The organism is Kocuria rhizosphaericola (assembly GCF_044462205.1).
GTDB lineage: Bacteria > Actinomycetota > Actinomycetes > Actinomycetales > Micrococcaceae > Kocuria > Kocuria rhizosphaericola.
Window position 1 is genome coordinate 1 of record NZ_JBISWK010000066.1, and the last position, 18,371, is coordinate 18,371.

General features: G+C 74.9%; 20 protein-coding genes. 1 reads left to right on the top strand and 19 read right to left on the bottom strand.

Going from position 1 to position 18,371, the window contains the following annotated elements:
* Positions 1 to 84: 84 nt before the first annotated feature.
* Positions 85 to 1,344 carry a beta-ketoacyl-[acyl-carrier-protein] synthase family protein gene (locus tag ACH9D2_RS06700; protein WP_396362066.1) on the top strand — a complete coding sequence of 420 codons (1,260 nt, stop codon included), beginning with the start codon at positions 85 to 87 and terminating at the stop codon, positions 1,342 to 1,344.
* 115 nt (positions 1,345 to 1,459) lie between these two features.
* Here ACH9D2_RS06700 and ACH9D2_RS06705 read toward each other — a convergent pair whose 3' ends face one another.
* The 19 genes from ACH9D2_RS06705 to ACH9D2_RS06795 form a co-directional block, all read right to left on the bottom strand.
* Entirely contained in the window at positions 1,460 to 1,963 is a 504-nt protein-coding gene (locus ACH9D2_RS06705) for a DUF3145 domain-containing protein (protein WP_344123215.1), read from the bottom strand.
* Positions 1,964 to 2,272: 309 nt separating this feature from the next.
* The gene (locus ACH9D2_RS06710) at positions 2,273 to 3,223 is read right to left on the bottom strand and encodes a tyrosine recombinase XerC (protein WP_396362067.1); all 951 of its coding nucleotides are present in this window, start codon (positions 3,221 to 3,223) and stop codon (positions 2,273 to 2,275) included.
* Positions 3,224 to 3,232: 9 nt separating this feature from the next.
* Positions 3,233 to 4,444, bottom strand: a complete 1,212-nt coding sequence (dprA, locus tag ACH9D2_RS06715) for a DNA-processing protein DprA (RefSeq protein WP_396362068.1) — start codon at positions 4,442 to 4,444, stop codon at positions 3,233 to 3,235.
* A gap of 33 nt (positions 4,445 to 4,477) precedes the next feature.
* Positions 4,478 to 6,061, bottom strand: a complete 1,584-nt coding sequence (locus ACH9D2_RS06720) for a YifB family Mg chelatase-like AAA ATPase (RefSeq protein ID WP_396362069.1) — start codon at positions 6,059 to 6,061, stop codon at positions 4,478 to 4,480.
* Between the two features lie 164 nt (positions 6,062 to 6,225).
* Complete coding sequence (locus ACH9D2_RS06725; RefSeq protein WP_396362070.1) at positions 6,226 to 7,506, bottom strand: hypothetical protein; 1,281 nt, start codon at positions 7,504 to 7,506, stop codon at positions 6,226 to 6,228.
* 89 nt (positions 7,507 to 7,595) lie between these two features.
* Positions 7,596 to 7,964, bottom strand: a complete 369-nt coding sequence (locus ACH9D2_RS06730; protein ID WP_396362071.1) for a YraN family protein — start codon at positions 7,962 to 7,964, stop codon at positions 7,596 to 7,598.
* Positions 7,965 to 8,074: 110 nt separating this feature from the next.
* Positions 8,075 to 8,419 carry a DUF2469 domain-containing protein gene (locus ACH9D2_RS06735; RefSeq protein WP_396362072.1) on the bottom strand — a complete coding sequence of 115 codons (345 nt, stop codon included), beginning with the start codon at positions 8,417 to 8,419 and terminating at the stop codon, positions 8,075 to 8,077.
* The gene (locus ACH9D2_RS06740; RefSeq protein ID WP_396362073.1) at positions 8,416 to 9,189 is read right to left on the bottom strand and encodes a ribonuclease HII; all 774 of its coding nucleotides are present in this window, start codon (positions 9,187 to 9,189) and stop codon (positions 8,416 to 8,418) included. The genes ACH9D2_RS06735 and ACH9D2_RS06740 overlap by 4 nt, the downstream gene beginning before the upstream one ends.
* The gene (gene lepB / locus ACH9D2_RS06745) at positions 9,179 to 10,084 is read right to left on the bottom strand and encodes a signal peptidase I (RefSeq protein WP_396362074.1); all 906 of its coding nucleotides are present in this window, start codon (positions 10,082 to 10,084) and stop codon (positions 9,179 to 9,181) included. Before lepB (ACH9D2_RS06745) ends, ACH9D2_RS06740 begins: the two co-directional genes overlap by 11 nt.
* A gap of 62 nt (positions 10,085 to 10,146) precedes the next feature.
* Positions 10,147 to 10,827, bottom strand: a complete 681-nt coding sequence (gene lepB, locus ACH9D2_RS06750; protein ID WP_396362075.1) for a signal peptidase I — start codon at positions 10,825 to 10,827, stop codon at positions 10,147 to 10,149.
* 16 nt (positions 10,828 to 10,843) lie between these two features.
* A complete protein-coding gene (rplS, locus tag ACH9D2_RS06755) occupies positions 10,844 to 11,239 on the bottom strand; it encodes a 50S ribosomal protein L19 (RefSeq protein WP_396362076.1) in 396 nt (131 codons plus the stop codon).
* Positions 11,240 to 11,435: 196 nt separating this feature from the next.
* Positions 11,436 to 12,272 (bottom strand): tRNA (guanosine(37)-N1)-methyltransferase TrmD, encoded by an 837-nt coding sequence (gene trmD, locus ACH9D2_RS06760; RefSeq protein WP_396362077.1) that lies wholly within the window; start codon positions 12,270 to 12,272, stop codon positions 11,436 to 11,438.
* Positions 12,272 to 12,880, bottom strand: a complete 609-nt coding sequence (gene rimM, locus ACH9D2_RS06765) for a ribosome maturation factor RimM (RefSeq protein WP_396362078.1) — start codon at positions 12,878 to 12,880, stop codon at positions 12,272 to 12,274. The genes trmD and rimM overlap by 1 nt, the downstream gene beginning before the upstream one ends.
* Positions 12,881 to 13,043: 163 nt before the next feature.
* The gene (locus ACH9D2_RS06770) at positions 13,044 to 13,286 is read right to left on the bottom strand and encodes an RNA-binding protein (protein ID WP_017833757.1); all 243 of its coding nucleotides are present in this window, start codon (positions 13,284 to 13,286) and stop codon (positions 13,044 to 13,046) included.
* Between the two features lie 2 nt (positions 13,287 to 13,288).
* Positions 13,289 to 13,726: a 30S ribosomal protein S16 gene (gene rpsP, locus ACH9D2_RS06775; RefSeq protein WP_396362079.1), complete on the bottom strand. Its 438-nt coding sequence runs from the start codon at positions 13,724 to 13,726 to the stop codon at positions 13,289 to 13,291.
* A gap of 174 nt (positions 13,727 to 13,900) precedes the next feature.
* Positions 13,901 to 15,082 (bottom strand): ABC transporter permease, encoded by a 1,182-nt coding sequence (locus ACH9D2_RS06780; RefSeq protein WP_396362080.1) that lies wholly within the window; start codon positions 15,080 to 15,082, stop codon positions 13,901 to 13,903.
* Positions 15,079 to 16,020 (bottom strand): ABC transporter ATP-binding protein, encoded by a 942-nt coding sequence (locus ACH9D2_RS06785; RefSeq protein WP_396362081.1) that lies wholly within the window; start codon positions 16,018 to 16,020, stop codon positions 15,079 to 15,081. The genes ACH9D2_RS06780 and ACH9D2_RS06785 overlap by 4 nt, the downstream gene beginning before the upstream one ends.
* 164 nt (positions 16,021 to 16,184) lie before the next feature.
* Positions 16,185 to 16,874: a response regulator gene (locus ACH9D2_RS06790; protein ID WP_396362082.1), complete on the bottom strand. Its 690-nt coding sequence runs from the start codon at positions 16,872 to 16,874 to the stop codon at positions 16,185 to 16,187.
* Complete coding sequence (locus tag ACH9D2_RS06795) at positions 16,871 to 18,358, bottom strand: sensor histidine kinase (protein ID WP_396362083.1); 1,488 nt, start codon at positions 18,356 to 18,358, stop codon at positions 16,871 to 16,873. The genes ACH9D2_RS06790 and ACH9D2_RS06795 overlap by 4 nt, the downstream gene beginning before the upstream one ends.
* Positions 18,359 to 18,371: the final 13 nt, after the last annotated feature.

Consider the following 18,371-nt stretch of genomic DNA (forward strand, 5'->3'; position numbering starts at 1 on the left):
GACCGCAGGATCCGCCGCGCCGCACCGACCCGCGACCGGGCGGGCCGCCCGCCGCTTCACCCCAGGACACGAGGAAGTGCAGTCATGACCCGCAAAGTAGTCGTCACCGGTCTCGGTGCCACCACCCCGATCGGTGGTACCGTCCCCGAGCTGTGGCGCAACGCCACCACGGGCGTCTCCGGTGTCAGAGCCATCGAGCACGACTGGGTGGACACCTACGATCTGGGCGTGCGGATCGCCGCGCCCGTCTCGACCCCCGCCGGCGAGGTGCTCACCCGGGTCGAGGCCAAGCGTCTGGACCCCTCCGGGCAGCTGTCCGTCATCGCCGCCCGTGAGGCGTGGGCCGACGCCGGGTTCTCCGGCAGCACCGCCGAGAACTCCGACGAGGTCGATCCGGACCGCTTCGCCGTGGCCTTCGGCACCGGCATCGGCGGGGTCTGGACCCTGCTGGACGCCTACGACACCCTCCAGAAGCGCGGCGCCCGGCGCGTCATGCCCCTCACGGTCCCGATGCTCATGCCCAACGGCAACGCGGCGGCCGTCGGCATGGACCTCAAGGCCCGTGCCGCGTCCATCACCCCCGTCTCGGCGTGCGCCTCGGGCACGGAGGCGTTCTACCAGGGCATGAACCTGATCCGATCCGGCAAGGCCGACCTCGTGGTGGTCGGCGGCGCCGAGTCCGCCATCCACCCCGTGACCATCGCGGCGTTCTCCTCGATGCAGGCGCTGTCGAAGCGCAACGACGAGCCCGAGCGTGCCTCCCGGCCCTACGACACCGCCCGTGACGGGTTCGTGATGGGCGAGGGCGCCGGCGCCGTGGTGCTCGAGTCGGAGGAGCACGCCCGCGCCCGCGGCGCGCGCGTCTACGCCGAGCTCGCCGGCGCCGGGCTCACCTCGGACGCCTACCACATCACCGCCCCCGACGAGGAGGGCCGCGGAGCGGCCCGTGCCCTCGAGGAGGCCATGGAGACCGGGGAGTTCGGTCCCGGCGACGTCAGGCACGTCAACGCCCACGCGACCTCGACGCCCAAGGGCGACGCCCCCGAGGCCGGCGCCCTGCGCCGTGCCTTCGGCTCGGCCGTGGACGACATGTGCGTCTCGGCGACCAAGTCGATGACGGGTCACATCCTGGGCGGCTCGGGCGCCGTGGAGGCCGTCCTCACCGTGCTCGCCGTCCACCACCGCACCGCGCCGTGCACCATCAACCTGGAGAACCAGGACCCGGAGATCGATCTCGACGTCGTCACGGACGCCCGCGACCTTCCCTCCGGCGAGTTCGTGGCCGTGTCCAACTCCTTCGGCTTCGGGGGCCACAACGCGGTCGCCGCGTTCCGCACCGTCTGAGCGCACGCCCGTGGAACCCGCGCCGTCGGGGGCACGAGGAGGGCCGTCCCGCNGGGACGGCCCTCCTCGTGCCGCGGACCCCGTTCCCCCGGAGGCGGGGCGGGCCCGCGGCCGATCAGCCGACGCGGTGCAACCAGCGCACCGGGGCGCCCTCCGCGGCGTGCCGGAACGGTTCGAGCTCCTCGTCCCAGGCCTCTCCCAGGGCCAGCGAGAGCTCGTTGATGACGAGCAGCGGGTTTCCGGCCGCCGTCTCGTAGGCGTAGCGGATCCGGTCCTCGGAGACCATGATGTTGCCGGCGGCGTCGGTGGTCGCGTGGAAGATCCCGAGGTCGGGGGTGAAGGACCAGCGGGCCCCGTCGTGGCCACGGCACGGGTTCTCGGTCACCTCGAACCGGAGGCGGCCCATCGTGCGCAGCGCCGAGGCGAGGAGGGCACCGGTGCCGGCCGGCCCGGACCACTCCAGCTCGGCGCGCACGGAACCGGGCTCGGCGTTCTGCTGGGTCCACTCGAGCTCCGTGCGCTGGCGCGCGACCGACTCCAGAGCCCACTGGATGTGCGGGCACAGCGCTCGTGGAGCCGAGTGCACGTAGAGCACTCCGCGCGTGGTGGGTGAAGACATGACCTGTTCCTCCGTCGTGTAGGTACGTCTTCCCCAACGCCCTGCACGGAAGCGGTCCCACCCGTGGGGTGCGGCGAGCGCGCCGCCCCCGGATGATGCTGTTGTCCGGGCTCCCGTGCCACCGCGGGGATTCGAGGCCCGCACGGCGTCCGGTCACCCCGGTGCCGCACCCGTCGTTCCGTCCGGTTCCGAGCTCGTTGCCGTGTCCGGGACGTCGAGTACAATACGCCACTCATTCAACTGCAAACATTCCACGGGCGTCAACCCGGGGCACCATGTTGCCCCCGGGGTCCCCGGCCTCCGCGCCCGTCAGGCCCGCGGATGGGCCTGACGGTAGACCGTCCCGAGGCGGTCCACGGAGACGTGCGTGTAGATCTGGGTGCTCGCCACGGAGGCGTGGCCCAGCAGCTCCTGCACCGTGCGCAGGTCGGCGCCGCCGTCCACGAGATGCGTGGCCGCCGAGTGCCGCAGGGCGTGGGGACCCCTCGCGGCGGTGTCGGGGACGGCGCCGAGCTCACGCTCGACGACCCGCCGGACCTGCCGGGCGTCGATCCGCCCGCCCCGGGAGCCGAGGAACAGCGCCGGACCGCTGCCCACCGAGGCCAGGACCGGCCTGCGGGTCAGCCAGAGCTGCAGCGCCTCGTCGGCGGGGCGGCCGAAGGGCACCGTGCGCTCCTTGTCGCCCTTGCCGACCACCCTGAGCACGCGCCGGGAGCGGTCCACGTCGTCGACGTCGGCGCCCGTGAGCTCGCCCACGCGGGCGCCGGTGGCGTAGAGGAGCTCGAGGAGGGCCCGGTCCCGGGCGACGAGCGCAGCGTCCGTCCCGCCGGTCCCGGGCGCGGTGGACCGCGCGGCGAGGTCGTCGAGCAGCTCCCGCAGCCCGTCGGCGGGCACGACGTCCGGGAGGTGGCGCCGGCGCCGCGGGGCGACGAGCCGCAGGCTGGGATCGGGGCCCACGAGGCCCGTGGCGGCGGCCCAGCCGAAGAACCCGCGGACCGACGCGGTCCAGCGGGCCATGGACGAGCGGCCCGCTCCCTCGGCGTGCCGGGCGGCCAGCCACGCCCGGAGCATGTCCAGCTCCACGGCTGCCGGCGCGGCGACCCCGTACCGGTCGTGCAGCCAGGTGAAGAGGGCGCGGAGGTCGCCCGCGTAGGCGTCCACGGTGCGGGGACTGCGGGCCAGCTCGTGCACCAGGTGGTCCGTGTACCGCTCCAGGGCGCGGACCACGGCCGTGGGCAGCGCGGCGGCGTCGCTCGTCATGGGGCGAGTCTAGCGACGGCGGCGCCACCCCTCCCCCGCCCCCTCGGCCAGGCCCCGCTCCTCGAGCCGGCGCAGCCCGCCCAGCACCTCGCGGGCGGACAGCCCCGCGACGCGGGAGAGGTGGTCCGGGCGGCTGCGCACCGTCAGGGGCAGGGCGTCGAGGAGCACGCGGTCGCGGTCCGAGAGGCCGTCCACGACGGACGCCGGGGCGGGGCGCTCGGGAGCCGGCGCCGCCCCCAGGGGCTGGATGAGCTCGAGCACCTCGTCGACGTCCGTGACCAGCACGGCGGTGCCCTCCCGCACGAGCCGGTGGCAGCCGGCGGAGGTGCCGGCGTGGACGCTGCCGGGCACCGCGCCCACCGGGCGGCTGAGCCCGTCCGCGTGGTGGGCGGTGTTCTGCGCGCCCGACCGCCACCGGGCCTCGACCACCACCGTGCCGGCCGAGAGGGCGGCGATGATCCGGTTGCGCTGGAGGAAGCGGTAGCGGCTGGGCGTGCACCCGGGGGCGACCTCGGCCAGCAGCAGACCCGCGGCCTCGACCGCGCGGAGCAGCTCCTGGTTGCCGGGCGGATAGAGGCGGTCGATCCCGCACGCCATGACCGACACCGTGGCCGGGTGCGCGGTGCCGGTGGCCAGCGCGGCCGAGTGGGCGGCCTCGTCGATGCCGTGGGCACCGCCGGAGACCACCGTCCAGCCGCGGGCGGCCAGAGCGCCGGACAGGTGCAGGGCCACCTGACGGCCGTAGGTCGAGCAGTCGCGGGAGCCGACGACGGCGACGGAGCGGGCGGCGGGGAACCCGAGGAGCCGGCGGTCGCCGCGGCCCCACAGGCCCACCGGCTGGAAGAGGCCCAGATCGGCGAGCGCACCGGGCCAGTCGGGGTCCTCGGGGATCGCGAACCACGCTCCCGCCCGGGCTGCCGCCGCCAGGTCCTCGGCGGGGTCGAGGTCCTCCGCCCGGGGGGTCCAGCGGGCCAGGGCGCGCCGGAGGTCGACCTGTCGGGGACCGTATCCGGTCTCGGCGGCGGCCCGGACGAACACGGGGTGCTCCGCGGCCCCGATGGGACGCGCCCCGGTGGCGATCTCGAGCGCGGCGGCCGGTCCGAGCGCCGCCAGCAGCAGCATCGCGGTGGGGTCCGTGGGCTCCACGAGCCGGGACAGTCCGGCCCGGGCCAGGAGCAGTGGGTCGTGGCCGGGGCGTGGTGCGGGCGGGGCGCAGCGCATGGCGGGGTCCTCCGGTCGAGGGCGGGGCGGTGGTCAGGCCGGCACGAGGGAGCGGAAGTACAGCGCGGTGTCGACGTCGTCGAGGACCGGGACGCCGCGGCCCTCGAGGTCGGCCAGCGTCCAGGCGACCCGGAGCACCCGCTGATGACCGCGGGCGGTCAGGGAGCCGCGGTCCATGGCCCGCTCCAGCGGCGCGGTGACCTCGCGCGGTGGGCGCAGGGCGCCGTGCAGGAGGCTGCCCCCGAGCTCGGCGTTGGTGCGCAGGCCCAGGGCGCGAAGGCGTTCGGCCTGGGCCGCCCGCGCCCGGGCGACGCGCACGGCGATCTCCGCCGTGGCCTCCCCCTGCCCCGCCCCGGCGGCCAGCTCCCCGTAGGACACCTTCGGGACGGCGATCTGCAGGTCCACCCGGTCCAGCAGCGGACCGCTCAGCTTTCCGAAGTAGCCGCGGCGCATCCGCGGGGTGCACGTGCAGTCGGCGCCGCGTCCCCCGGACTGGCCGCACGGACAGGGGTTCGCCGCGAGCACCAGCTGGAAGCGGGCCGGAAAGACCGCCGAGGCCGCGGACCGGTCGATCCTGACCCGGCCGTTCTCGAGGGGCTGGCGCAGCGCGTCGATCACCCCGCGGTCGAACTCGGGGGCTTCGTCGAGGAACAGGACGCCGCGATGCGCCCGTGAGGCGGCGCCGGGCCGCGGGATCCCGGCCCCGCCCCCGAACAGGGCGGCCGTGGAAGCCGTGTGGTGCGGCGCCTCGAACGGGGGGCGCCGGATCAGGGCGGTGCACCGTCCTGCGGCCGCGTTGAGGGAGTGGATGGCCGTGACCTCCATCGCGGCGTCGTCCTCGAGGTCCGGCAGCAGGCCGGGGAGCCGCTCGGCGAGCATCGTCTTGCCGGAGCCGGGCGGGCCGACCATGAGCAGGTGGTGCCCTCCCGCGGCGGCGATCTCCAGGGCCAGGCGGCCGTCGGCCTGCCCGGCGACGTCGGCGAGGTCCGGCGCGGCGTGGGACGCGGCGTGGGGCGCGGGATCCGGCACGACCCCGTCCGGCACGGCTCCGCCCCGGACGTCCCTGCCCGGCACGGAACCCACGGGTGCCGGGCGGCGCAGCCGCGCGGGATCGGCCCCCGCGGCGGCGAGCACCTCGGCGAGGCAGGCGAACCCCTCCACCCGTGCGCCGGGGACCAGCGCCGCCTCCGCGGCGTTGGCGGCCGAGACGACGATCCGGTCATGCCCGGCGCGCACCGCCGCCATGACCGCCGGCAGGATGCCGCGCACCGGCCGCAGCGCACCGTCCAGGCCCAGTTCCGCCAGGAAGACCGTCGGTCCGGTCGCGGGCACGTCACCGGCGGCCTGCAGGGCGCTCAGGACGATGGCGAGATCGAACAGGGATCCGCGCTTGGGCAGGGTCGCCGGCGTCAGGTTGACGGTGAGCTTGCGCGGGCTCAGGGGCATCCCGCTGTTGCGCGCCGCCGCCCGGAGCCGTTCCCTCGCCTCGTTGAGCGCGGCGTCCGGCAGGCCCACGATGCAGAACGCCGGGAGGGTCTGGCCGATGTCCGCCTCGACCTCCACCATCGACCCGTCCAGACCGACCAGGGCCACCGCCCACGTGCGCGCGAAGCCCATCACCGCACCCCCGTGGTGGGCACGAGCGGATCCGGTGGGCGGGGAGCTGGGGCGGTGGACGGAACGTCACGGCGACGGTGCATGGGGACCTCCTGGTCCCCATGCTGGGCGACCCGGCGCCGGACGGCGGCCCTGCGCGCCGGGTCGTGGAGAAGAGCGCCGGATCAGGCCTGCTCGGTCCCGCTGGGGAGCGAGGGTTCCGGCGTGGCAGTGGCCGGGGCCGACGGGGCGGTCGACGGAGTCGCGGTCGAAACCGAAGGCGAAGGCGTAGGCGAGGGCTCGGGGGCCGGAGGCCAGTTCGGGCGCCTGGAGGAGGGATTGCGGGTCGGCGACCCGCCGACCGTGGTGCCGCCGCCCTCGGTCGCGCCCGGGGTGGCGTCCTCACCGGTGTCGTCGTTCTGGGCGGGAGGGATCGTGTCCACGGGCGGCTGGGTGGCCGGGGGCATGGGAGGCGCCGGCTCCACGATGGGCGGGATGGGCGGGGTGGGCGGACTGGGCGCCGGTGCCGGAACGGCCGGCGGCTCGGCCACCGGGGCGCAGGCCGCGGTCCAGGCGGTCTGCTGTGCGGGACCGGCCGGCTGGGCCGGGTCCGAGCAGTCCGGCACGTACACGGGCTCGGCGTCGGGGACCGGTGCGGGTTCGGCCGTGGCCGGCGCGGCCGGCGCCCGCGGGGGCTGCGCGGCGGGCCGGGCGGGTTCCGGGGCCGCCGGGGCCGGGGCCCGCTCCGCCTCGATCCGCTCCCGGGGTGCCGGGCTCGGCGCTCCGGCCCGGAACTGGCGCTGTGCCGGACCGTGCCCCACGGGGGCGGGATCCAGGGCGCGGTCGTTCGGGTACGGGGACAGCTCCACGTCGTCGAAGGTCCGCGGCAGGCTCTCGAAGTCGCCGATCATGAGCTCGCGGCCCGTGGTGCCGGCGGGGACGGAACCGGTGTACTGGTTGATCAGCTCGTGCGTGCGGGCGTCGAGCCGGGCGCCTTCCTCCGGGTCCAGCGGGGAACCGTCGGCTCTCCAGAAGCCGCCCTCCCCGGAGCGGTTCGGGTCCCAGTCCGACAGGACCTGGACGGCGGGCTCGAACGGGAACTGGCCGCCCTCGTGGCTGATCACCTTGAGGTCGTCGATCTGCACGGTGCGGGTGCCCTCGGTGTTGTCGATGTGCATCTCGACGTAGGTCACCGGTTCCACGTGCAGGTCCTGCCGCAGCTGCTCGACCTCGTCGTCCGGGGCCGGCACGGTGGGCAGGTCGAAGGTGATGACCGCGCCCTCCTCGGTGGTGAGGGCGTAGGGGCCCGGGCTGAGACCGCTGGGCGCGGTGGTCACGGTGCCGGGCTGGGCGATCGCCTCGGGCTCCGAGGCCTTCAGCACGCCGCACCCCGTGGCGGTCAGGGCGACGGCTGCGGCGAGAGCCGCGGCGCGTCGTGGAGCGGCGAGCGGTCCCGCAGCGACCACAGCACACCTCCGTCGTTCTCCCGGTCATCGACGGTTCAACATTGGCACGTCCCACGGGGCATGTCACGCAGGCCGCGGCGCGCCGCGTCTCATTGGATCTGCCGCAGGACCTCGATCTCCGGCACCCCGGTGTGTGCGAAAGTAATTGCAACGGCATCGACCCTGATCACCCGGGGGTCGCGGTCGTGGGCCCGTGCCCAGGCGGCCGCCAGGCGGTGCAGACGGACGATCTTCTGCCGCGTAATGGATTCCAGCGGATGCCCGTAACGCAGGCTCGAACGGGTCTTCACCTCGACGACGACCACCCATCCGTCGTGCTCCGCGACGAGGTCGGCCTCTCCCCGCAGTCCGTCCCGGGAGGGACGTGCGCGCCAGTTGCGCGCCAGCACGCGGTATCCCAGCGCCTCGAGGTGCGCGGCCGCCAGCTGCTCGCCGCGCGCGCCCAGCCCCTCGGCCACGGGACACCTCCCTGCTCGGCGGCCGCCCCGGCAGGAGCCGGGGCCGGAGCCCCATCGTGTGCCGCGCCGACCGGAGGCCGCGGCGGGCGGGGCGCCGTGTGCAGGGCGGATCAGGGCTCGGCGGGCCCCTCCGGCACGGGTCCCGCCGGCCCCGGCGCCGCGAAGGGGTCCGCGTGGGCGAGCTCCTCCACGTTGACGTCCTTGAAGCTCATCACGTGCACGTGCTTCACGAAACGGGCGGAGCGGTAGACGTCCCACACCCACGCGTCCTTGAGCTCCACGTCGAAGTAGAGCCCGTTCTTCGTCTCGACCGGCTCGATCCGGACCGAGTTGGCCAGGTAGAAGCGCCGGTCCGTCTCCACCACGAACTGGAACAGCCCGGCGACGTCCCGGTACTCCCGGTACAGCTGCAGCTCGAGGTCCGTCTCGAAGTTCTCGAGTTCTTCGGCGCTCATGTCGTCCCGTCTCCGATCGTGCGCGGCCCGGCCGCGGTCGGCGCCTGCGTCAGGCGCCAGCTCAGCCGGTGGTGCGGCGTGGTCCCGTGCTCCTCGAGGGCGCGGCGGTGCCGGACGGCGCCGTAGCCCTTGTTGCTGTCCCAACCGTACTGCGGCCACCCGGCCGAGAGCTCTCCCATGATCCGGTCCCGCTCGACCTTCGCGAGCACGCTGGCGGCCGCGACGGACGCACACGTCATGTCCGCCCTGACGCGGGTCACGACCGTGCCGACCCACTCGTGCGCCTCGTGCTCGCCCCCCGCGGGAACGGGGTCGCCGAAGAGCGTGCCCGCTCCGGGCTCCGAGAGCCAGTCGTGGCCGCCGTCCAGGAGCACGACGTCGGGAGGTGCTCCCCGTTGCGCCGCGGCCGCGATCGCCCGGCGTCCGGCGAGGCGCAGGGCGGCCGTCAGCCCGAGTCCGTCGATCTCCTGGGGCGAGGCGTGGCCGACGCCACCGGAGGCGCACCACTCGAGGATGCGCGGGACGAGCGCCTCGCGCCGGGCGGGGGTGAGCAGTTTGCTGTCCCGCAGCCCGGGAACGCCGCGCCGGGTGCCGGGACGCAGGACGACCAGTCCGGCGGTCACCGGCCCGGCGAGGGCCCCGCGGCCCACCTCGTCCATCCCGCCCACGAGGCGCGCACCCGCCTCCTGCAGGGAACGCTCGGCGCCGAGCCCCGGAGCCCTGCCCCGGGGCGGCGCCGTCCGCCGGGCCGGCCGGGGCTCAGGAACCACCGGCGGACCGGTCGGGGACATCCGCGAAGACCTCGCCCGGGTTCTGCAGGAGCTGGAACCGGTCGAGCGGCCAGGCGATGACGAACGCGGTGCCCACGACGTCGTCGTGGCTGATGAACGTGCCGTTCTCCGCGATCTCGGCCAGGTGGACGCGGGCGTCGGCGGACGCGTCCCGGTGGTCGCCCAGCACGAAGTAGTGGTTCTCCGGGACCTCGACCTCGAACTCGAGCTCCGAGGGGGCGGACCCGGGGAACAGGTAGGCGTCCCGCTCCTCGAGGGCCTCCCCGTTGACCGTGATCCGTCCCGAGGCGTCGCAGCAGGTCACGGTGTCGCCCCCGACCCCGATGACGCGCTTGATGAGGTGCTGGTCCGTGCGGTCGGGCAGCACGCCGACGAAGGCCAGTGCGTCGTAGACGGCGTCGGTGGGCCCGCCGCCGCTGTCGGGCTGCGGGGGCAGCCAGCCCTTGGCGTCCTCGAACACGACGATGTCCCCGCGCTCGAGGGGGCCGAACGTCGGCTCGACCACGTTGACGAAGATGCGGTCGTTGAGCTGGAGGGTGTTCTCCATGGAGCCGGACGGGATGTAGAAGCCCCGCACGAGCAGGGTCTTCACGACGAAGGCGATGAGCACGGCCCAGACCAGCACGAGGAGGATCTCCCGGGCCGAGCCCCAGATCGTGTCCGGGCGCTGCTTGCGGGAGCGTCCGCCCGCCGCGCGGCGGCTGCCGCGGCGCGGGGACGCCGGGTCCTGACCGCCCTCGGGTCCGTCGAGAGGCGCGGCGGAGCGCTCCGCGTCGGCGGTGGGCGCTGCTGGGACGGGAACGGGGGCGTCGCCGGGGACGCCGTCGTTCTCCTGGGGCACGCCGTCGCCGGCGGGCTGGGTCCTGTCGGCCACTGCTCTCGTCCTTCCTGGGCGGACGCCGGTGGGCGTCCGGATCCGGATCCGTGCGGATCGCGTCAGAGCTGCCCGGCCCGGTCCCAGGGCCACAGAACAGCAAGGGGTTCTCCGATGACCTTATCCGCTCGGACGAGTCCGCCACCTGGCGCGCCGAGCAGATCGCGAGAGTCCACGGAGACCGAACGGTGGTCGCCCATCAGCCAGAGCCGGCCCTCGGGGACCACCACGATGAACTCGACGTCGCTGGGGGGGTCGCCGTCCAGGACGTAGTCCTCGGTGATCTCCTCGCCGTCGACCTCGAGGCGCCCGGAGGGACCGCAGCAGGCGACGGTGTCCCCGGGGGCTCCGATGACGCGCTTGAGGTACACGCTGTCCGAGCCGGTGACACCGCTCCACCGCCCGAGGGTCTGCAGGACCTGCGCGGGCCAGGGGGCGTCGCTGCGCAGAGGGGCGAAGCTGCCCCGCCCGTCGAAGACCACCAGGTCCCCCCGTTCGAGGCCGTTCCCGTCGACGAGCTTGCCCACGAGCAAGCGGTCCCCCGGCTCGACCGTCGGCTGCATCGAGTCCGAGCCGATCCAGTAGACGTCCACCACGAAGGCGCGCAGCAGACCGGTGACCAGCACGGCCGTCAGGAGGGCGAGGACGACGGAACGCCAGCCCCGAGCACGGGGCTGGCGTTCTCGCCGAACGGCGTGGGACCCGGTGGAGCGGGGGTCCCGTGCACGGGTTCCGGTGGACACCGGGTCGTGGGCCGTCCTACTTGGCGGACTTGACGGACTTGCCCGACTTCGTGGACTTGGCCGTGGTGTTGTCCCGCTTCTCGCGGATGCGGGCGGCCTTGCCGTGGCGGTCGCGCATGTAGTAGAGCTTCGCGCGGCGGACGTCGCCGCGGGTGACGACCTCGATCTTGTCGATGACCGGGGAGTGCACCGGGAAGGTGCGCTCCACGCCCACGCCGAAGGAGACCTTGCGGACGGTGAAGGTCTCGTGCACGCCGGCGCCCTGGCGGCCGAGGACGAAGCCCTTGAAGACCTGCACACGGGAGCGGCTGCCCTCGACGATGTTGACGTGCACGTTGAGGGTGTCGCCCGGACGGAAGTCGGGGACGTCGCTGCGCATGGACTTGGCGTCGAGCTGGTCGAGAATGTTCATGGTGACTCTCCTGGTGAACGCCGCAGGCCGCTCACGTGGGTCGGCACGGATCCATGGCGGCGGGCCGGTGCCCGGCCCGGGTGCGGGATCCGCAAGACGTGGTGGCGGGAGCCCCGAGCGGGGTTCCCGGGTGTCCGGCTGTTGGTCGCTCATCCCCCTGCGGCAGGGGCGTGCCCAGCAGACACACAGCTGAACATTATGCCACAGGTTCCCCGGCGGCGTCGTCCCCGGCGCGCACGACCCGTGCGCCCGCGACGACCCAGCCCGCCTCGGCGAGGACGGCGCGGTCCGCGCGGTCCAGGACGGCGGGGTCCAGGGACGCGACGAGATCGGGGCGGCGGGCGGCGGTGCGCTGCAGCTGGCGGTCCCGCCGCCACCGCGCGATCCGGCCGTGGTGGCCCGAGAGCAGGACCTCCGGGACCGGCCGGTCACGCCACAGCGCGGGCTTGGTGTAGACGGGGTACTCCAGCAGGCCGTCCGCGTGGGACTCCTCCACGAGGGACTCGGGGTTGCCGACCACGCCGGGCACGAGCCGCCCGATGGCCTCGACCATGGCCAGCACGGCGACCTCCCCGCCGTTGAGGACGTAGTCGCCGAGGCTCGTGGGACGGACCTCGAAGTGCTCACGGGACCAGTCGACGACGCGCTCGTCGATGCCCTCGTAGCGCCCGCACGCGAAGACGAGGTGCTCCCGCAGGGCCAGCTCGCGGGCGGTGGCCTGGGTGAAGACCTCGCCGGCCGGGGAGGGCACGACCAGCACCGGCCGCTCCCCCGCGCCCCCTGGGTCGGCGGCGGGCGTGGGGCCGCGGTCGAGGACGGCGCCGAGCGCCGCGGCCCACGGCTCCGGTTTCATGACCATGCCGGCGCCGCCGCCGTAGGGGGTGTCGTCCACGGTGCGGTGCCGGTCGGTCGTGAACTCGCGCAGGTCCGTCACGGTCAGCTCGAGGAGCCCCTGCTGCCTGGCCTTGCCGATGAGCGAGAGGTCCAGGGCCGAGAGGTACTCGGGGAAGATGCTGACGACGTCGATGCGCATCAGCGCCCGCCCTCCGGCGCCCCGGAGCCGGGCGCCCCGTTCTCGCGCTCTCCGCCGTCGAGCTGTCCGCCGTCGAGGCCGAGCTCGAGCAGACCCGGCGGCGGGGTCACCACGACGAAGCCGCCCTCGGGGTCGACGACCGGCACGATCTCGTCGACGAAGGGGAGCACGGCCTCGCGCCGGCCCTCGTCGAACTCGATCTCGAGCAGGTCCTGGACCGGCAGGGTGCGCAGCCCGGTGACCACGCCGATCCGCGGCCCCGAGCCGTCGCCGGGGCCGGTGCGCACCTCCAGACCGACCAGTTCGTGCTCGTACCACTCGTCGGTCCCGGGATCCTCGTCCAGCGCCTCGGCGAAGAGGCGGGCGCCGCGCAGGGTCTCGGCCCCGTTGCGGTCCGGGACCTCCTCGAGGGCCACGACGAGCACGGCCTTGTTCCAGCGCGCCCTGCGCACGGTGACCACCCCCTCGGGGGCGAGAGGGACGGACGGCTCGAGCAGCAGCCGGGTGCCGGGGGCGAATCGCTCCTCCGGGGCGTCGGTGAACAGCTGCACGGTGACCTCCCCCCGGATGCCGTGGGGCTTGCCGACGCGGGCGACCTGGACCTTCATGGTGCTCCTGGGGGTCGGCGGCCGGTCGGCCGCGGGAAGGGGGTGCGGTTGCAGTGGGAGTGGGCGGGTGTCCGGGCCGGAAAGCCGACGGTCCCCGCATCCGGTGCGGATGCGGGGACCGTGCGGGCGGCGGAGCCGGTCACCGGGACGCCCGGTGCGCGCCTCAGCGGGTGCGGTCGGTGTCGACGACGTCGATCCGGACCGGGCCGTCCTCGGCGAGCGCGCCCACGACGGTGCGCAGCGCCTTGGCCGTGCGGCCCTGACGGCCGATGACCCGCCCGAGGTCGTCCGGGTGCACCCGGACCTCGAGGGTCTCCGACCGGCGCCCGCTCTTGACACGGACGTCGACGTCATCGGGGCTGTCCACGATCCCGCGGACCAGGTGCTCCAACGCGTCGGCGAGCATGACTACTCGGCCTTCTCGGCGTCAGCCACGGGGGCGTCGTCGGACTCGGCACCGGGGGCGGCGGACTCTGCGGCCTTCTCGCCCTTCGGGGTGATCGCCTCGGGGACGATCACGGAGCCCTTGTCGGGGGCGACGAACTCGCCCTTGGGCTCGGGCCGGCGGAGGGTGCCCTCGGCGCCCTCCTCGCCCTTGAACCGCTGCAGGTCGCCGGTCACCTTCAGGATGGCGGCGACGGCCTCGGACGGCTGGGCGCCGACGCCGAGCCAGTACTGGGCCCGGTCCGAGACGACCTCGATGTAGGAGGGGTGCTCGGTCGGGTGGTACTTGCCGATCTCCTCGATGACGCGGCCGTCGCGCTTCTTGCGGGAGTCGACGACGACGACGCGGTAACGGGGATCGCGCATCTTGCCCATGCGCTTGAGACGGATCTTAACAGCCACTGGTGTGGACTCTCCTGGTTCTTGGATGAGGTGAACGCCCTGGTCTCGCTCCCGTGGGGCGGGCCGGTCACAGGGGTTCTGTGGACACGAGAAACGTGCGGCGAGAGGGACCGCACGCATCGAGTACCCGTCCAGTATGCCAGACGCCGTCAAGTCCGGCGGCACGCGGGACGCTCACTGCTCGAGGCGGGCAGCCTCCCGCCACGTGAGGGAGCGTCCGCCCTGGAACACGGCGCGCCGGTAGATCCGCTCCCCGAGGCGCAGGAGGAACCAGGCCGCGGCGAGGGCGACCGCGAGGGACAGCACGGGCTGCCACCACGCGACGCCCCCGTCCAGCATCCGGACGGGCATGGCCACCGAGGAGACGACCGGCACGAAGGACGCGGCCGTGAGCCACGCGTCCTCGGCGTAGAGGCCCACGACGAGGGCGCCGACGAGCACGGTCAGGATCGGTCCCGTGCTCGTCTGGAGGTCCTCGGAGCGGGAGGCCAGGGAGCCGAGGACCGCCCAGACGGAGGCCTGCGCGGCAAAGCCCGCCACGAAGAAGGCCACGAACCAGCCGGAGGCGGCGAGGATCCAGCCGACGTCCGCGGCGGCCCCCGTGACGTTGACGCCGACGAGGCCGACCGCGGCGTAGAGCCCGATCTGCGCGAACGCGAGCAGGGAGTTGCCGAGCACCTTGCCGTAGAGCAGCTGCCGGACCGGGACGGCAGTGGCCAGGATCTCCACGACCCGGTTCTGCTTCTCCTCGAGCACCGAGTGGGCGATGGCCAGGCCGAAGAGGATCGCGGCCAGGTAGAACAGGAAGGCGAAGACGAAGCCCATGACGATCCGCGCGGGGCCGCGATCCTGCGCGCCGGAGAGCAGCTCGGTGCGCACCTCGCCGCCTGCGGTCAGCTCCTCGGCGGTCGTCCCGGCCGCCCGGGCGTTGGCCGCGAGGGTCTCCTCGGCCACCGCCTGCTCGAGCGCCCGGGCGAGCGCGGGGTCGACGTCGTCCTTGCCGACCACCGTCCACCCGTCGAGGCCCTGCAGCAGCGCGGCGTCGGCGGCATCGTCGGCCACCTCCCGGCGGGCCGCGTCCGGGGAGGGCACGGAGTGCACGGTGAGGGTGTCGTCGCCGCTCTCGACCAGCGCCTGCCCGGCCCGTGCCGCGACGGGCGCGGCGTCGGGCGCCGCGGCGGCCAGGACGTGGTCGGCGCCGCGGCCGCCGAACAGGGCGGAGGCGGCGATCGAGCCGGCCACGAGGAGCACCGTGACCACCGTGGAGAGCAGGAAGGAGCGGTCGTGCAGCTTCACGGAGATCTCGCGGGCCGTGACGATCCACCACGGACGGGCGGTGGCCGGGCGTGAGGTCATCGGGTGACCTCCCGGTAGACGTCGGCCAGGGAGGGCACGATCTCGGCGAACTCCAGCAGCCCGCGGGGCACGGCGGCCTCGAGGACGCGGCGGCGGGCGGCGGCGTCGTCGAGCTCGAGCACCGCGGCGGGCCCGTCGACGTCGACGACCCGCACGCCCCGCAGGTCCCGAACCCACCCGGCGTCCTGCTCGCAGCGCAGCCGGTGCCGGCGGGGGCCGGTGCGGCGCAGGTCGTCGGCCGCGCCGGCGGCCAGGACCCGGCCGCCCGAGAGGACGACCAGGGAGTCGCAGAGCCGGTCGACGAGGTCGAGCTGGTGGCTCGAGAAGAGCACGGGGACCCCCTGGGCCGTGTGCCCGCGCAGCAGCTCGACCATGGAGTCCACCGCCACGGGGTCCAGGCCGGAAAACGGCTCGTCCAGCACCAGGGCGGTGGGCCCGTGCAGGAGCGCGGCGGCGACCTGCACGCGCTGCTGGTTGCCGAGGGAGAGGGACTCCAGCTTGTCCTTCCCGCGGCCGGCCAGGCCGAAGCGCTCCAGCAGCCGCCCGGCCTCCGCGAGGGCGTCGCGGCGGTCCATGCCGTGGAGCCGGCCGAGGTAGCCGAGCTGGTCGAGCACCGGCTGCTTGGGGTAGAGCCCCCGTTCCTCGGGCATGTACCCGAAGCCGGCGCGGTCCGCGGCGGTGGCCGGCCGTCCGTCCCACAGCACCTCCCCGGAGGAGACGCGCAGCACGCCCATCAGCATCCGCATGGTCGTGGTCTTGCCCGCGCCGTTCGCGCCCACGAAGCCGGTCATCCGGCCGGGCTCCACCCGGAAGGAGACGTCCTCGACCACGGTCCGGCCCCCGAAGGACCGGCTCAGGCCACGCGCCTCCAGGACGTGCCCCTCGGGGCGGCTCCGGAAGCGGGTGGTGGTCGCCGCTGGCGTGGTGCTGGTGCTCATGGGCCCGGGGTCCTCTCGGCCGGCGCGTCCGCCCGGTGGGTGCCGGGCGGCTCGCCGTCCAGCCTACGAACGCCGGGGCGCCGGGGAATCCCCATCCGGGCGGAGGGCGGACGCCCCGGCCGACGCGTTCCGGCCGGTGGTCTCCGCCGCGGGGCGGAGCCGGTTCAGCCGACCAGGCCCGCCCGGTGGGCGAAGACGACGGCCTGGACCCGGTCCCGGGAGCCCGTCTTCGCGAGGATGTTGGACACGTGGGTCTTGACGGTGGCCGGTCCGAGGAACAGCCGCTGGGCGATCTCCGCGTTGGAGAGCCCGTCCGAGACCAACAGCAGCACCTCGTGCTCCCGCTCGGTGAGGGAGTCGAGGATCCGCCGCTGCCCCGGGTCCGCCGGCGAGGGGCCGGCCGGCGCGGGAGCGGCCTCCGGGGCGGGGGCCGGGGCGTCCGTGGTCAGGGCCCGGATGACGCGCAGCGTGGCCTCGGGGGCGAGCAGCGCGTGGCCCTCCGCGACGGCGCGCACCGCCTCCACGAGGTCGTCGGGGTCGGCGTTCTTGAGCAGGAACCCGCTGGCCCCGGCGGCGAGCGCGTCGAAGAGGTAGTCCTCGCGGTCGAACGTGGTGACGATCACGACCCTGGCGCACCCCGTCCCGACGATCCGGCGGGTGGCCTCGATCCCGTCCATGACGGGCATCTGCACGTCGAGCAGGGCGACGTCCACGGCGCCGTCGCGGGCGGCGGCGACGGCCTCCGCGCCGTCGGAGGCCTGGGCGACGACCTCGATGTCGTCCTCCACGGACAGGACCATGGCGAAGCCGGAACGCACGAGGGCGTGGTCGTCGGCGAGCAGGACGCGGATCATGCCCCCGATCCTCGCAGACTCCCGTGCGCGGCGTGGACGGCGGCGTCCGGGGCGCCTCCACCCGTGCCGCCGGGTGGCAGGGGGCAGCGGGTCCGGACCCGCCAGCCGGGCCGGCCCGAGCGCGGCCCGATCTCCGCCTCCCCGCCGTGCAGGCGGACGCGCTCGCGCAGCCCCTGGAGGCCGAAACCGGTGCCGGCGGTGCCGCGGCGGGGCGAGCCGTCGTCGAGCACCTCGAGCTCGAACCACGACCCCTCCGGGCCGTGTCCGGTGCGCAGGGTGATGGACGCCGCGGTGGCCGTGGAGTGGCGGATCACGTTGGACAGGGACTCCTGGGCGCACCGGAAGGCCGACAGGCCGAGCGCCGGGGGGATCCTGTCCAGGTCACCGGGGACCTCCTCGACCGTGCGGACGTCCACCGCGAGCCCGTTGTCGGCGTGCTGCCGGGCGAGGGCGGCGATGTCGGCGAGGCCGGGGTCGGGCCGTCGCGCCGCGGCGGAGGTGCCCCCGCCGGGGCCCGGGGCGCCCTCCTCGCCGTCGGCGCGCAGCACGCCGAGCAGCTGGCGCAGCTCCCCCACCGCGGTCCGGCTGGACGCCTCGATGGTCCGCAGGGCGGTGGTGGCGGCGGCCGGGTCACGGTCCAGGACCTTGCGCGCGGCCCCGGCCTGGATGCCGATCACGGACACGTGGTGGGCGACGACGTCGTGCAGCTCCCGGGCGATGCGCAGCCGCTCGTCGACGACGGCGCGGCGGGCGATCTCCTCGGACTGCTCCCGGATCCGCTGCGCCTGGGCCGCGAGGCGGTGCTGCTGCAGCGCGGCCCGCCACGACGCGCGCCCGGCCAGCACCGCCCCGCCGAAGTACACGGCGTTCACGAGCAGGGTGAACACCGCGTAGGACGGCAGCTGGGGCAGCGGGCCGTCGACCTCGCCCAGACCGGTCAGGAAGTCCGCGTAGGCGTTGGTGACGGTGAAGGCCCCCAGCAGCCACAGGCCCATGGTCCCCACGACCACCGACATCGCGACCCACAGGGCCTGCCGGTCGCGCGACCAGGCGACGGCCGCGTAGAGCGCGGCGAAGTAGGCGCCCTGGAAGGGCAGCGTCATGGCCGCCGTGGGGCTCGCGTAGGTCAGTCCCAGGAACAGCGCGGAGGACGCGACCACGACCGGCAGCGGGAAGCGCCGGCGCAGGGCGAGGGGCACCACGATGAGCACGGTGCTGAGGTAGAAGCGCCAGGGGTCGTCCCCCTCCGCGAGCCCCGCGTAGCTGTGCACCAGCACGGACGCCAGGAGCGCGACCAGCAGGAACCCCAGGGCGGCCAGCACGTCGTTGCGCCGCTGGGCCGCCGTGGGCGCGGGGCGGGACCAGTCGGGGTCCCCGGGGTCGTTCAACCAGGCCGTGACGCGCGCCGCGAGCGGAGCGCGCCGGGCGGCCTCCGGGGCCGTGTCCTGCCGGATGTCCGGGTCCGTGGTGGGGAGCGTGCGCACGCCACCCACGGTA